Origin of the sequence: Runella sp. MFBS21, assembly GCF_029433105.1 — a bacterium.
Classification (GTDB): domain Bacteria; phylum Bacteroidota; class Bacteroidia; order Cytophagales; family Spirosomataceae; genus Runella.
On the sequence record NZ_JARNTW010000031.1, the window covers coordinates 17,210 to 32,090 of the forward strand.

At 42.1% G+C, this 14,881-nt stretch carries 12 protein-coding genes; 5 read left to right on the forward strand and 7 right to left on the reverse strand.

Going from position 1 to position 14,881, the window contains the following annotated elements; genetic code table 11:
- Nucleotides 1–166: 166 nt before the first annotated feature.
- The 3 genes from P1X15_RS30605 to P1X15_RS30615 all read right to left on the reverse strand — a co-directional run bounded on the left by P1X15_RS30605 (nt 167) and on the right by P1X15_RS30615 (nt 4,580).
- Nucleotides 167–2,803: a DNA gyrase/topoisomerase IV subunit A gene (locus P1X15_RS30605; RefSeq protein WP_277341912.1), complete on the reverse strand. Its 2,637-nt coding sequence runs from the start codon at nt 2,801–2,803 to the stop codon at nt 167–169.
- A gap of 118 nt (nt 2,804–2,921) precedes the next feature.
- Nucleotides 2,922–3,809, reverse strand: a complete 888-nt coding sequence (gene hemF / locus P1X15_RS30610; protein ID WP_277341913.1) for an oxygen-dependent coproporphyrinogen oxidase — start codon at nt 3,807–3,809, stop codon at nt 2,922–2,924.
- A gap of 51 nt (nt 3,810–3,860) precedes the next feature.
- Nucleotides 3,861–4,580, reverse strand: a complete 720-nt coding sequence (locus P1X15_RS30615; protein ID WP_277341914.1) for a tRNA1(Val) (adenine(37)-N6)-methyltransferase — start codon at nt 4,578–4,580, stop codon at nt 3,861–3,863.
- A 196-nt stretch (nt 4,581–4,776) separates the two neighbouring features.
- On the opposite strand from P1X15_RS30615, the gene P1X15_RS30620 reads away from it, so the two are divergent.
- A complete protein-coding gene (locus tag P1X15_RS30620) occupies nt 4,777–5,571 on the forward strand; it encodes a HipA family kinase (RefSeq protein WP_277341915.1) in 795 nt (264 codons plus the stop codon).
- Nucleotides 5,549–5,932: a DUF3037 domain-containing protein gene (locus P1X15_RS30625; RefSeq protein WP_277341916.1), complete on the forward strand. Its 384-nt coding sequence runs from the start codon at nt 5,549–5,551 to the stop codon at nt 5,930–5,932. Before P1X15_RS30620 ends, P1X15_RS30625 begins: the two co-directional genes overlap by 23 nt.
- 57 nt (nt 5,933–5,989) lie before the next feature.
- Here the strand turns inward: P1X15_RS30625 and P1X15_RS30630 are convergent, their stop codons facing one another.
- Nucleotides 5,990–6,715 (reverse strand): TIGR00730 family Rossman fold protein, encoded by a 726-nt coding sequence (locus P1X15_RS30630; RefSeq protein ID WP_277341917.1) that lies wholly within the window; start codon nt 6,713–6,715, stop codon nt 5,990–5,992.
- 172 nt (nt 6,716–6,887) lie between these two features.
- On the opposite strand from P1X15_RS30630, the gene rpiB reads away from it, so the two are divergent.
- The gene (rpiB, locus tag P1X15_RS30635; protein ID WP_277341918.1) at nt 6,888–7,322 is read left to right on the forward strand and encodes a ribose 5-phosphate isomerase B; all 435 of its coding nucleotides are present in this window, start codon (nt 6,888–6,890) and stop codon (nt 7,320–7,322) included.
- Here the strand turns inward: rpiB and P1X15_RS30640 are convergent.
- On the reverse strand, nt 7,319–8,554 hold the full coding sequence (locus tag P1X15_RS30640) for a nucleoside recognition domain-containing protein (RefSeq protein ID WP_277341919.1): 1,236 nt from the start codon (nt 8,552–8,554) through the stop codon (nt 7,319–7,321). The genes rpiB and P1X15_RS30640 overlap by 4 nt on opposite strands.
- Nucleotides 8,555–8,715: 161 nt before the next feature.
- The gene (locus P1X15_RS30645) at nt 8,716–9,738 is read right to left on the reverse strand and encodes a hypothetical protein (protein WP_277341920.1); all 1,023 of its coding nucleotides are present in this window, start codon (nt 9,736–9,738) and stop codon (nt 8,716–8,718) included.
- Nucleotides 9,739–9,934: 196 nt separating this feature from the next.
- Between P1X15_RS30645 and P1X15_RS30650 the strand changes: the two genes are divergently transcribed.
- Together P1X15_RS30650 and P1X15_RS30655 are read left to right on the forward strand one after the other, a co-directional pair.
- Nucleotides 9,935–10,654, forward strand: a complete 720-nt coding sequence (locus P1X15_RS30650) for a DUF4290 domain-containing protein (RefSeq protein ID WP_277341921.1) — start codon at nt 9,935–9,937, stop codon at nt 10,652–10,654.
- 70 nt (nt 10,655–10,724) lie between these two features.
- Nucleotides 10,725–11,969 carry a pyridoxal phosphate-dependent aminotransferase gene (locus tag P1X15_RS30655; protein ID WP_277341922.1) on the forward strand — a complete coding sequence of 415 codons (1,245 nt, stop codon included), beginning with the start codon at nt 10,725–10,727 and terminating at the stop codon, nt 11,967–11,969.
- A gap of 90 nt (nt 11,970–12,059) precedes the next feature.
- Here the strand turns inward: P1X15_RS30655 and lon are convergent, their stop codons facing one another.
- Nucleotides 12,060–14,555 carry an endopeptidase La gene (lon, locus tag P1X15_RS30660; protein ID WP_277341923.1) on the reverse strand — a complete coding sequence of 832 codons (2,496 nt, stop codon included), beginning with the start codon at nt 14,553–14,555 and terminating at the stop codon, nt 12,060–12,062.
- Nucleotides 14,556–14,881: the final 326 nt, after the last annotated feature.

Consider the following 14,881-nt stretch of genomic DNA (forward strand, 5'->3'; position numbering starts at 1 on the left):
AAGAAACCCGAAGCCTACGTGAATAAAAAAACGCCCTAATATGGAGGAGTCCTGCTTTCAAAGTCAATTACACAAAATGAATCAAACCAAATCATTAACCATCCTAAAGTACATTTTTTAGGTTGATATCCCTAAAATTCTAACACTATTAAAAAATTATACACATTTAAAACAAACCTAACTGCCCATTATCATTTGGGGTATCATCACCGCCATTCGCGCCCTTGCCTTCCTCACTATCAGCACCTTCCACACTTTTCTCTTTTTTAGTTTCTGGCAATGAGCTAATTTGTTTAATGTCCTTAATTTTAAAATTAGATATTTTATTACCCAATGCTTTCCAACCTCTCACCTCTACCAAAGTATCGAGTACCATTGTTTCTTTTTGGATTTCGTGCTTGCTTTTTTCGATGACTACCTCCATACGAGGGTGGGCATCGGTCGACACAAACACTAGCTTTGACCCTTTGGTATCTCCAATAAAAGAAAACTTCTTATCTACCGTCGAAGTTTCTATTTTAAAACGTTTGGCAAAATGCTGCTTTTGTCCTGCCTCAAAATATACCACCGTGATAGGGCACTCTGGCTCAAACTTTTCTAGATGTACAATGTCTTTGGGTTCGTAACGGTTCGTGATATCAAAGCTCGTCAATTCATAACTACCTTCTTTGTAGAGCACGAGTATCAAATCACCGTTGTCGAAGTTTCCTAGGTAAGTCCCCCTTTCGTCACGATTAAGTCTGCCCATTACCTCGTCGTACCATAAATCCACTCCGCCCAAAGTAGACGCTCCTGCCGACTTAAAGGCTAGTTTTCGCACAGGATACTTAGTCAAAACATTGCCCATCGCAGAGCGATTTTTGACTGATAATTGGGCAAAGTTAAAATCAAACACCTTGATTCGCGCCGTAGACTGAGCCGTAAGGTTGACTGTAATCACCTCCGCTTCTCCGTTGTCGTTGGCACTAAAATACGTAATTTTTGATTTGTTGGTACCCAATGTTACGTCATATTCCTTATCTCGCGTGATACCCGTAACCGCAAAACGCTTCACATAAGACACTCCAGACTTACCATCTAAATAAGCCAAATTGTAGACTTTACGTTCATCATTTTTCTTGAAAACTGAAACATAAATAATGTCTTTTCCCACAAAGACTTTGTCCGAAACCCTTACTATTTTGTATTTGCCATCGCGTCTAAAAATAATAATATCATCAATATCAGAGCAGTCCATGACATACTCGTCTTTTTTGAGTCCGTACCCGATAAACCCTTCTTCCCGATTGACGTACAGCTTTTGGTTGGCCGCCGCCACCACTGTGGCTGCGATGGTATTAAAGGAACGAATTTCGGTACGGCGTTCGCGATTTTTTCCGTATTTTTTGAGTAAATCTTTGTAGTAATTAATCGCAAAACGGGTAAGATTCGCTAGATTATCTTCTACTTCTTTCAGCTCTTCTTCTAGCTTTTTCATGGCTTCATCAGCCTTAAAAGCATCAAACTTCGAAATGCGCTTGATTCGAATTTCAGTCAAACGAATGATGTCTTCGTCGGTAATCTCGCGATAAAAATCCGACTTATAGGGTGTCAGCCCCGCATCAATCGTCCGAATGACTGCTTCAAAACTCTCACACTCCTCAATGTCTCGGTAGATACGATTTTCAATAAAAATCTTCTCTAATGAACTGTGTAAAAGCTTTTCTTTCAACTCAAACCGCCTGATTTCTAATTCTCGCTTAAGCAGATGAACTGTCTGGTCATTACAATCTCTTAAGATTTGAGAGACCGTCACAAAATGCGGTTTTTCATCGATGATGACACAGGCATTGGGCGAAATACTCACTTCGCACTCAGTAAAAGCATAGAGCGCATCAATCGTAATATCTGGAGACACACCAGGAGCCAAGTGAATCACAACCTCCACGTCTCTAGCGGTGAGGTCTTCAACCGCTTGCATTCCTTTTTCGGGCTTTTTAATTTTGATTTTACCCTCTTCACTGGCTTTAATGATAGAGTCTTTGACGGAGGTAGTGGTCGTACTGAATGGTATCTCTTTGATGACCAACGTTTTTTTATCCACCTCCTCAATTTTGGCCCTTACTCTAACTTTACCACCACGAAGGCCATCATTATAATTGCTCACATCTATGTATCCTCCCGTCGGAAAATCGGGATACAGAGCATAAGGTTGTCCTTTCAAAAGAGCAATGGATGCTTCGATGAGTTCTATAAAATTGTGAGGTAAAATTTTGGTAGAAAGCCCCACCGCAATCCCCTCCACTCCGGTAGCCAATAGCAATGGAAATTTGACCGGCAAAGTAACAGGCTCTCGTTTACGCCCGTCATAACTCATTTGCCACTCGGTGGTGTCTTCGTTGAAAACAACGTCATTGCCGAACTTCGACAGTCTCACCTCAATATAACGAGCCGCAGCGGCACCATCCCCTGTTCGTATATCTCCCCAGCTTCCTTGGGTATCAAATAATAAATCTTTTTGTCCCATGTTGACAATCGCTTCGTTGATAGAAGCATCGCCATGCGGGTGGTATTGCATGGTAGCACCGATGACATTGGCAACCTTATTGAAACGGCCATCATCCATTTCTTTAAGGGCATGCAATATACGCCTTTGCACGGGCTTAAGGCCATCTTCTATGTTAGGGACTGCACGCTCTAGAATGACATAAGAAGCATATTCTAAAAACCAATTTTGGTACATATCAGCCACAGCCAACTGGTCGTGTAGTGCATCTTTATCGGGGTCTTTGTCTTCAGGTTGGGTTTCGTAGGTCTCGTTCATATTGGAAAAATGTGACTTGCAAAAGGTGCGTTTAATTCATTCAAAATCACCGCTTGCAATCAGCTTAGGCACTAAATTTAAAGTGTAAATATACGAAAAAAAGTCCAGATTTTAGCGTTTAAACCCAAGGAATGCCTTTTTTTAAAAGTGAAAGTGTATGGGCTTCTGGAGTATCAGGCTGGGGGCTATGATTGTACTCCCACTGCGCCTGCGGTGGAAGACTCATCAAGATAGATTCGGTACGACCACCCGTTTCGAGACCAAATTTTGTACCCCTATCCCACACCAGATTAAACTCCGCATAGCGACCTCTACGTAGGTATTGCCAGTGTTTTTGCTCTTCCCCAAAAGGCAATGATTTGTTTTTGGACATTAAATGGGTATAAGTAGGAGCAAAAGTCTCCCCCACCGCTTTTACAAATTCAAATAGCTCTTCGGTAGTTTGTTGTGATGGTTTGAGATAATCAAAGAAAATCCCTCCCACACCCCGCGTTTCTTGACGATGGGGAATATAGAAATAATCGTCGGCCCATTTTTTGAACCGGGGGTAATATTCGGGATGATACCTATCACAGGTATTTTTTAATTGTTGGTGAAACCACCGTGCATCGTCTTCTATTACATAATGCGGCGTGAGGTCTATTCCCCCCCCAAACCAATTGGTGCCGTTTGACATCTCAAAATACCGCACATTCATGTGAATAATAGGTACCATCGGGCTTTGGGTATGCATCACAATCGACACGCCAGTAGCAAAATAATCGGCCCGTTCGTTGAGATTCATCTGGCGCATTAGTGCCTCTGAGGTTTGGCCTTCTACTGCTGAGAAATTGACGCCCCCTTTTTCGATAATATCTCCCTGCTGAATCACCCTAGTACGTCCACCACCACCACTATGATGCTCCCACTTATCCTCCTGAAACTTCCCGGTGCCGTCAGTCAGTTCGATAGCCTGACAAATCTGATCTTGTAATTGTTGAAAATAGGTAGCTATAATTTTTCTCATGAGTTAATTTTTTTTGTTTTTTCTGTCTTTATTTTTTAGAAAATACAGAAGTTAAAAATTCAAATAATAGTCTTGTAATAAATCTTTAAAACTTTGAGCATACGTACCGTCCGCATTGTGAATATATAGATTTTGGACCTCGCAAGGTCGATTTTCTCGCTCAAATGTTGTAATCTGCCGAAACAGTGGCTTGTCTAGTTTTTGATAGATATTGCATTGTCTAACAGGGACAAAAGCCGTTTTGCCAGCCACTTCAACCAAACGTTGTGTTTCGTAAGGGGGCAGTAATACCACAAAGCGCCCCTTGGGTGCAATCAAACGCCTCACACTCTCCCACAACTCCTCTAAAGTAAGGGTTTCGGTATGCAAGGCGCGGTTACGCCTTTGATGGGTTGAGGGCAAATGATTCGCAAAAAAAGGTGGGTTACTCACAATAAGCTCATAAAGACGGGAATCTTTAGGTTCCCAATCCTGAATAGAGCTATGGTACAATTTTATTTGCGACCCAAAATCACTTTGCTGTATATTCATAGTGGCTTGTCGATAAGACGCCTCATCAATTTCGACGGCGCTGATTTCAATCGCTCTGTTGCGCTGAGCCATCATCAAGGATAGCAAGCCCGTTCCCGCCCCAATATCAAGTCCGTATCTAAAACCTTCTACTGATACATACGCTCCTAATATACACGCCTCAGTGCACACTTTCAGCGCGCTTTGGTCGTGCCAAACCGTAAATTGCTTGAATCTAAAAAAAGGATTTTTGGTGCGCATCGTCTGGTTTCGAAATGCCAAAATTACCTATTTTAACCGCTAAAGCACAAAACAAACGACACATACCTACCAAAATCCTCTTTTGACGAAGGCTGACGATTATTTTTTGGAAACCAAAAAGTATCCTACTTTTGCATCCAATAGATTTCTAAGGCATTAGATATTTAGTTTTTAAGCACCTCAAACTTCTCAATTTGTGAGCACCATTCCTCTCTTGCGTTCTGTCAATGTGACACGCTACGTCACTCCTCTACGAGAAGGAGGTTCTTTACCTGCCATCGTCGATGCCGACGATGATTTCATGTACGTGATGAAATTTAGAGGTGCAGGCCAAGGCCCTAAAGCCCTTGTTGCAGAACTGATTTCGGGTGAAATCGCCCGAGCGTTGGGGCTTCGAGTACCCGAAATTGTATTTGGCTATCTCGACGAAGCCTTTAGCCGTACCGAGCCTGACGAAGAAATCCAAGATCTCCTCAAAGCAAGCGTAGGTCTTAATTTGGGAGTACATTATTTGTCGGGTGCCATTACTTTTGATGCTCTTGTTACTAACGTCGGGACTCGCCTCGCCTCCCAAATCGTGTGGCTAGATTGCCTCATTACCAACGTAGACCGCACCCCACGCAATACCAATATGCTGATGTGGCACCGCGATTTGTGGCTGATCGACCACGGTGCTTCACTCTATTTTCATCATAACTGGGATACGTGGGCAAGCCAGTGTCGTCGTCCTTTTGCGGCTATTAAAGATCATGTATTGCTTCCACGTGCGGCCGAATTAGAGGTAGTGGACGAAGAATACCGCGCCATTTTGACACCTGCCCTAATAGAAAATATCGTGGCACTCGTTCCTGACGAATGGCTGAGCGACGACTCCACTAGCATGTCGCCCCAAGAGCGTCGCCATGTATATGTCCAATTTTTAAATGAGCGCCTAGCCGCCTCCGCTATTTTTGTCAACGAAGCACAAAATGCAAGAAAGACACTTATTTGAGTACGCCGTCGTTCGGGTGGTGCCTCGCGTAGAACGCGAAGAATTCATCAATGTGGGCGTCATTGTATATTGCGCCTCTCAAGGATTTTTACAGACTAAGTTTGAAATCAACGAAGAAAAACTCAAAGCTTTTTCATCCCCGCTTGATAGTGCCGAGCTATACGAGCGGCTTCGTTCGTTTGAACGTATCTGTGCTGGTCGAAAAGAAGGTGGAGTGATTGGTCAGCTTCCTATTGCTTCTCGTTTTCGGTGGCTGACCGCCGCGCGCAGCACCGTAGTCCAAACCTCCGCAGTGCATCCGGGTATGTGCATAGATGCTGAGCATACACTTAGCCAATTGTTTTCACAACTAGTCCAATAACACCAAAGAGGCTACCCAAAAAGTAATTGGACAGCCTCTTTGCAGCAAGTGTTTTTATTAGAAATTCGGTTTCAACAAATACTTGGCATAAAAATCATCAATTACTTTGACAGCCTCGTCGGCGGTATCTACCAAGCTAAAAAGCTTAAGGTCTTCGGGATTGATATTTCGCTCCGTCTCCAGCATTACTTCTTTGATCCAATCAATCAGCCCCGACCAATACGCACGGCCCACCATTACAATCGGGAAACGTCCAATTTTTTTGGTCTGAATCAAAGTTAAGGCTTCAAAGAGTTCGTCCAAGGTCCCAAATCCTCCTGGCATCACAATAAATCCCTGAGAATACTTGACAAACATTACCTTGCGGACAAAGAAGAAATCAAAGTTGATGTTTTTGTCAGGATCGATATACAAATTGCTATGTTGTTCAAAAGGCAGTTTGATATTGAGCCCAACCGACTTACCTCCCTGTTCAAAAGCACCTTTGTTACCAGCTTCCATGATACCAGGGCCACCACCGGTGATTACCCCATAGCCATGCCGTACCAACTTAGCGGCAATCTCTTCGGTCATTTTAAAATAAGGATGATCAGGTTTGGTACGGGCCGAACCAAAAATAGACACACAAGGGCCTATTTTTGCTAATTTGTCAAATCCTTCCACAAATTCCGCCAACACTTTGAATATTACCCATGAATCGGCGGTTTTTATTTCATTCCAGTTTTTATCTTCAAAGGCTTCTCTGATTCGTTTTTCTTCATTTAATAATTCAATTTCTGACATGGCTTTTTTCTTGCGTTTAAGGGTCTACTTATTTTTGTAGCTTCTATAAAGAAACTCAAAAACACCGACTTTGGTTACAAAAATATTAAAGTAGCAGGGTTTTTCGTGTGCATTACACTCGTACCTTTGCAGGACAACAATAACGAAAATAATTCTTAATATAGTTCAATTCATGGCTAAAAAAATTGCAATAGGTGGTGACCACGCAGGTTTTTTCCTCAAGCAACCTTTGGTAGAGTGGCTTACCCAACAAGGATATGAAGTAAAAGACTTTGGTACCTTCAGTGCCGACTCGGCCGACTACGCCGATTTTGCTCACCCAGTAGCCTTGGCCGTCGAAAAAGGCGAATTTGACCAAGGTGTATTGGTGTGTGGCAGTGGGCAGGGTGTGGCTATCACTGCCAACAAACACCAAGGTATCAGGGCTGCACTGGTATGGGACACTCCTTTGGCGGCGTTGGCTCGTCAGCACAACGACGCCAATATTATCTGTCTACCAGCCCGGTTTATTGCCCAAGAGACGGCGTTTGAGTGTGTTAGGATTTTTCTGACTACCGAATTTGAAGGAGGGCGTCACGCTATTCGCGTTGGTAAAATAGCTTGTTAGTGAAAAAAGAAATAGGCTAAGAATATAGCCGCCGTCACGCCAATAAAATCAGCAATCAAACCTGCTATAATCGCATAGCGGGTTTTTTTGATACCTACCGATCCAAAATAAAGCGCTACAATATAAAAAGTAGTATCTGCCGAACTCTGAAACATACACGACAATCGCCCCACAAACGAATCAGCACCAAATTGTTTCATTGAATCTATCATGAGTGCTCGTGCGGCACTCCCACTGATAGGACGCATCAAGGCCACTGGCATTGCATCCGTAAAATCGGTGTTAATCCCCGTAAGCGCAATCATGTATTTGAAACCTTCTACCACATAGCTCATCACGCCCGCATTACGAAAGGCGCTGATTGCTACCAGCATCCCTACCAGATAAGGAATAATTTTTACGGAAGTTTCAAAACCTGCCTTAGCTCCGTCGACAAAAGTCCCAAACAAATCGATTTTTTTGCGCAATCCTCCAAGCAAAAACGCCACTACGATTACTAGCAAGATTAGATTCCCGCCAACTTTTGAAATGATTTCAATTTGCTCCTTCGATTGTTGAGACAAATACCACAACAGCAAACCTAAGAGAAGGCTTATTCCACCTACCCAAGTCACAAAAATTCGATTGAAAAGATTGATTTTTTGCCAAATTCCCGTAATCACCATACTTGCCACCGTAGCGATATAAGTAGCGATAAGACAAGGTATCAGAATATCGGAAGGATCTTGAGCACCCAAAATCGACCGCTGGGCCATCACCCCCAATGGTATAATCGTAAGTCCCGATGTATGCAATACCAAAAACATGATTTGGGCGTTGGAAGCGGTCTCTTTGCTAGGATTAAGATCTTGTAAACTTTGCATAGCACGCAATCCAAAAGGAGTAGCGGCATTGTCTAGCCCTAGCATATTGGCCGAAAAATTCATAATCATCTGCCCATTAGCGGGGTGATTTTTAGGAACTTCAGGAAAAAGCTGGTGAAAAAAGGGGCCAATAATTCTAGCCAAAAAATTGATAGCACCCGCTTTTTCTCCAATATTGAGCAATCCCAAAAAAAATGTCATTACCCCAGCCAAAGGAAGCGCAATATCCATCACTGCCACTTTGGCCGAATCAAACATACCTTCGACAATCAGCTTGAATATTTCGGTATCCCCTAGGAAAATAAATTTGAGAAGTGCTACTACAAACGCAATCAAAAAAAACGCAAGCCAGATATAGTTAAGAGCCATAAGTGATGAAGGTGGTTAGGAAAAGCTAAAGATAAAGAAATGTGTTAATTTGAAAATAAGCGAATCGGAAAATAGGATATAAAATTTTGCTTATAAAAACAACAAAGCACTCAATTGATAGCAAGCCGCTAAAAATTGAGCGCTTTGTTGACTGTCTTATTTTAGGCTTTACCGATTACTTTCTTGGCAAATCCATACGTATGAATGATGCCCAGCCATACTTTACGCTTGATGGTATCGTAAGTATTGGCGCGGTTTACGTAAGAACTAAAACGGAGAGGGCCAAAGTTTTCGTTGATATATTTCTCGGCATTCTTTTCAGCATTCCAATAAGTCTCAGAGCTTGAATTGGCTTTGGTACCGCTGCCAGTAGTATCAAAAGCTGCGTGACGTGTATAATCTTCCAAAGTAAGATGCCTGAAGGTATAGCCTCTTTGGTACATATCATGCGACCAAATTGTAGCCGTATCCACTCCTTTCCAGCCTCCACCATAGCAGCCAATATCACCCTGTGGCAGAGTTTCTTTACGGTATTTTTCTACATCAATCATCGCACAATATTCATTGAGGCGGCATTCGGGCAATATATGCACACGCCCTGCTTTAAGCACCCGAAGCTGAATATCTTTACGAGGGGTATCGTGCGCCTCTGCCAAAGCAATGGCTTCTGCTTGCGTAGGTACGTACTGCTCAAATTTTGTCGAATCACACTTATTCCCCCAAGTTGGTCCCGCTGGGCAGCTCCAACATTGACCAATCGATCCTACGCCCGCGAGATTTTTAGGTCCTTTTTCAAACTCCTTAAGCATGTCTCCAATCATATCTCCGTAAAAAAGCATATCATTGTGCATGATACAGAGGTATTTTTTATCGGTCATTTCCAAAGGATATTGGTACAAAATACTATGCCGAAAACGGGTATCATTTTTAGCTCGCTCATAATCCGACACGCCCAGTCCCAAAAAATGGTGAGGATATTGAATTTCTAGCTTGACATCAGTGTTTCGGAAATAATCGATGATTTTGTAAATACCTATATAATCATTGTGGGGTTGGAGACGCTCGCGTGATATATAAATTTTGTCAATGTGCTGGCCACTATATTTCATCAAAGTCTTGATTGTTATAATGGCCTGATAGGGCTTTCCGTAAAAAGCAATACTGACATCTACTTTTTTACTCATTTGTAAGGGAGAATTGTGGTTTGTTTTGCTTAGATTCGCATTTATAAAAATTAAAAGGTCAAAATTACAACGAGTGACTCATTTTGCCAAAGTAAGTTGATTTTTCGTAACTTTACGGCAAGCAACAATTTGGCTTTTATTCACAAAATCGCTTTTTTGTTAAAAAAATACAAAAGTACTTAAACAGTCCTCTCCCTTGAAAGAATACGGAAGCAACGTCCAAAAATTAGCTGACTACCTTGTCAATATCCAAGATCGTGAAAAGCGCACTTTATATGCGCATATCTTGGTCGAATTGATGCGGCAAATACACCCCAATATGCGCGATGGCCAAGATTATTCCCAAAAACTTTGGGATGATCTCTACATTATGACCAATTTCAAACTTGATGTAGACAGCCCTTTCCCGCCTCCTTCGCCCGAAGCTGTGGGAAAAAAACCTTTACAAGTACCTTATAGCCAATCTGCTATCAGATATAAACAATACGGAAAAAGCCTATTGCTACTGGTCGAAAAAGCAATCAATTGCTCTGACCGTGAAGAAAAATTGGCTTTTATCTCTTATTTGATTCGTCAAATGAGAACATTCTACAACACTTGGAACAAAGATAATCCCGATGACAATGTCGTTTTTACGCAATTAGACGAAATCTCCAAAGGGCATCTCAGCGAAGAATTGGCTTATCTAAGACAAAATGGGCTGGTAGAATCTACCCCGCGCGACAAAGGTACCAATGTCGAACGCTACCAACGCAACTTACAAAACAACCAGCGGAATTTTAATAACAATAATAACCGCGACCGTAACAACAACAACAATCGTAATAATAATAATAACAACAATAATAATAGTAATAATAATAACAACCGCAATCGCGACAAATTCCGTAATAACAAGAATAATCGCAGACGATGATTGCGTTTGGTATGGGGTTTGAGAGAAGTTTATAAAGCTCGTTTCAGACTCATTTTCTCTAGTACTGATTATGCAAATCCTAAAAAGCAACCGCCTCGAACATCTCCGCTACGATATCAGAGGCCCTATCTACGAAAAAGCTTTAGAGCTTGAAAGTCAAGGATATAAGATTATCAATCTCAATATCGGCAACCCTGCTCCTTTTGGGTTTGATGCGCCTGATGAGATTATTCACGACATCATTCTTAATATCCGAAACGCCCAAGGATACGTTGACTCAAGAGGATTGTTTGCCGCGCGCAAGGCAGTGATGCATTATACCCAAACCCAAGGTATCAAAGGGGTAGAAATCAATGATGTTTATATTGGAAATGGGGTCAGTGAATTGATTGTAATGGCCATGCAAGCCTTACTCAACGAAGGAGACGAAATTCTAGTACCTTCGCCAGATTATCCACTATGGACTACATCGGTAGCCCTAAGTGGCGGCAAACCAGTGCATTATATTTGTGACGAACAAAGTGACTGGAATCCAGACCTGGATGACTTAGAAAGGAAAATCACGCCCAAAACCAAGGGGATTGTGATGATCAATCCCAACAATCCAACGGGAGCCGTTTACGAAAAAGAGACGATTCAGCGCATTGCCGAAATCGCCGAAAGACATCGTTTGATATTATTCTCAGACGAAATCTACGACAAAATCCTCTTCGACGGAGCGAAGCATTATCCCGTTGCCACGATGGTACAAGATACCCTTTGTGTTACTTTTGGGGGATTATCAAAAAACTACCGCTCGGCAGGCTTCCGAGGTGGATGGCTTATGTTGAGCGGTGCTAAACACAAAGCAAAATCATACATTGAAGGACTGACGTTTTTGGCAAGTATGCGTTTATGCGCCAACGTACCTACCCAATATGCCATCCAAACTGCCTTAGGGGGCTATCAAAGTATCAATGATTTGGTACTTCCCACAGGCCGACTTCATAAACAGATGAATCTCGTTTACGAAAGACTCGTTTCGATTCCGGGCATTAGCTGCGTCAAACCCAAAGGGGCCTTGTATGTTTTCCCAAAAATCGACCTGCGTAAGTTTGATTTCAAAAACGACGAAGATTTTGTCTTTCAACTTCTCAACGACCAAAAGGTATTGCTCGTGGCTGGTACAGGCTTTAATTATATTACACCCGACCACTTCAGGATTGTGTTTTTACCCACAGTCGATGAACTGACAACGGCCATGAACCGTATTGAGACTTTTTTGCACAATACTAGCATTCATGCCGAAAGTACCGTAGAAGAATACCTCCTTTAGATTTCACGAAGGGTTTGGCCATCAAAAAAGGGAACTGTATCAGTTCCCTTTTTTGATAATACGATTTTCTGTCCCAAATCAGATTTCTTCTTAATTCAGCTCAGTTTCAAGAAGATTGGCTTTTTTTTCATCTGAGAAAACAAACGTCATCGGTTTCTCTACTTTTTCGGGTAAAAGCGCAATCGCCAATACTTCTTCTACATTATCTACATAGTGAAATTTGAGGTCTTTAACATAAGACGCCTTGATTTCTTCTACATCTTTCCGATTTTTATAACACATGATGATTTCGGTAACACCAGCGCGCGAAGCAGCCAAAATTTTCTCCTTAATCCCTCCCACCGGTAATACCTTACCACGGAGTGTGATTTCGCCAGTCATCGCAATCTGAGCTTTTACACGGCGCTGCGTAAAAATCGAAGCAATCGACGTAAGCATGGTGATACCCGCCGAAGGACCATCTTTAGGAACAGCCCCCGCTGGAATATGAATATGCAAATCGTAATTACTAAAAATCCGATAATCAATATCCAAAGTATCCGAATGAGCTTTGAGATATGACAATGCCGTTATGGCCGATTCTTTCATCACATCTCCCAATTGTCCCGACAACGTCAAAGCACCTTTTCCACGGCTTAGGCTCGACTCAATAAACAAAATTTCGCCTCCTACCGACGTCCACGCCAAGCCTGTTACTATCCCTGCGGTATGATTGTCTTGGTACAAATCTTTGTCGAAAATCTCAGGCCCTAGCAATTTTTCGATATGCTCAGCTTTGATGATTTTGGGGTATTCCTCTTCCATAGCAATCGATTTAGCCACTTTTCTGATCAGCGTTCCAATCTTCTGCTCTAGGTTTCGTACCCCTGACTCACGGGTGTAGTACTCTATTACTTTCAGAATCGCTTTATCATCTAAGCTAAAAGATTTGGTATCCAAACCGTGATCTTTCCGCTGTTTTGGAACAAGGTATTTTTTCGCAATTTGTAATTTTTCTTCGACCGTGTAGCCTGTTAGCTCGATAATCTCCATCCGATCGCGAAGAGCAGGGTGAATGGTATCAAGCGAGTTGGCAGTAGCAATAAAAAGTACTTTTGACAAATCATACTCTACCTCAAGGTAGTTGTCAGTAAAAGCATTGTTTTGCTCAGGATCAAGCACTTCCAAAAGAGCCGATGCCGGATCACCTCTAAAATCAGAACCTACTTTGTCGATTTCGTCCAGAATAAATACCGGATTGGAAGAGCCCGCTTTTTTGATATTCTGAATCAATTTGCCAGGCATTGCGCCGATATAAGTCTTACGGTGGCCTCTAATCTCCGCTTCATCGTGCAATCCTCCGAGGGCCATTCTGATATATTTACGTCCGAGTGCTTTCGCCACTGACTTTCCCAAGGAGGTTTTGCCCACGCCCGGAGGGCCGTACAAGCACAAGATAGGTGCTTTTAGACTATTTTTAAGTTTCAGTACGGCAAGGTATTCGATGATACGCTCTTTGACTTTTTCCAATCCAAAGTGATCAGAGTCCAATATCTTCTGAGCACGCTTCAGGTCAAAATTATCTTTGGTATATTCTCCCCAAGGCAAATCCACCATGAGCTCAAGATAATTGAGCGTCACGGGATAATCGGGCGCCATGGGATTGATGCGTTGTAATTTTTGGGTTTCTTTATCAAAGTGCTTTTGCACCGTCTCCGACCATTTTTTCTTTGAGGCCCGAAAACGAATATCCTCAAGCTCGCGCTCGGGAGTTTCCATGCCAAGTTCATCTTGCAACACTTTGATTTGCTGACGCAAAAAATAGTCACGTTGTTGTTGGTCAATATCTAAACTAGCCTTGCTCTGAATATCCCGTTTAAGCTCCAACATCTGAATTTCTTTCAGCATAAATTCCAGCAGCTTTGTGGCTTGTTCTGGAATAGTAGGCTTTTCAAGAAGTTCTTGTTTATCAGCAACTTCGGCGTTTATGTTGGACGATAAAAAATGCGTCAAGAAAGTAGGGCTTTCGATATTGTCAAGGGCAATTCTAGCTTCTTGTGGAATATCGGGATTGAGCCTTAATATTTTATGAGCCGAATCTTTAAGCGTCTGAATCAACGCCTTCGACTCTTTTTTGTTCTGATTTGGAAAATAATCTTCTATTGGCGACACCTTCGCAATCATGTAAGGCTCTTCACGAACGTAGTCTTTGATTCTAAAACGCTGACGCCCTTGAAGAATAATCGTAGTGTTGCCATCAGGAAGTGTAATCATTTTGATGATATGCCCCATGGTTCCGACTGTATACAAATCTGTACTAGCGGGCTCGGCTTTATCTTGGTTTTGCTGAGCAATCACCCCAATGATACGATCTCCTTTGTAAGCTTTTTTGACAAGTCTGATCGATTTTTGACGCCCCACCGTCACAGGAATCACCATTCCAGGGAATAAAACGGTGTTTCGGAGTGGAAGAATAGAAAGCTCTTCAGGCATTTCGATGGGTTCATCATCACCTTCACGTCCTCCTAATGGTACGATTTCAAGGCTATCTAAATCTGACTCAGCAAGCATCAGTCGTGTATATAATTCGTTTGGATCAAGATTCATACGCAGGGCTGTCAATTTGACAGAAAAGTTTGGACAATATAACGAAAATTTTTATCGGGCTAAAGGATTCTACATAACAAAAACATAATACGACAAAAACAGATACTTTACCAACAAATTTCTGTCTCCTTCTCCACTTTCTGTCTTTGTAAAAAAACTTAAGTTTTCACTAGGGCTGTAAAATAATGGTTTGAACAGAAAGTAACCCGCTGTGCGGTGCTATATTCTTTATAAAAAATAGGTGTAGCTTTAATATAAATCCCCCTTTACTTCAAATCAGCTAAATAACTATCCAAACAAACTTAAAAAAGCCCCCGGAAGTCCGA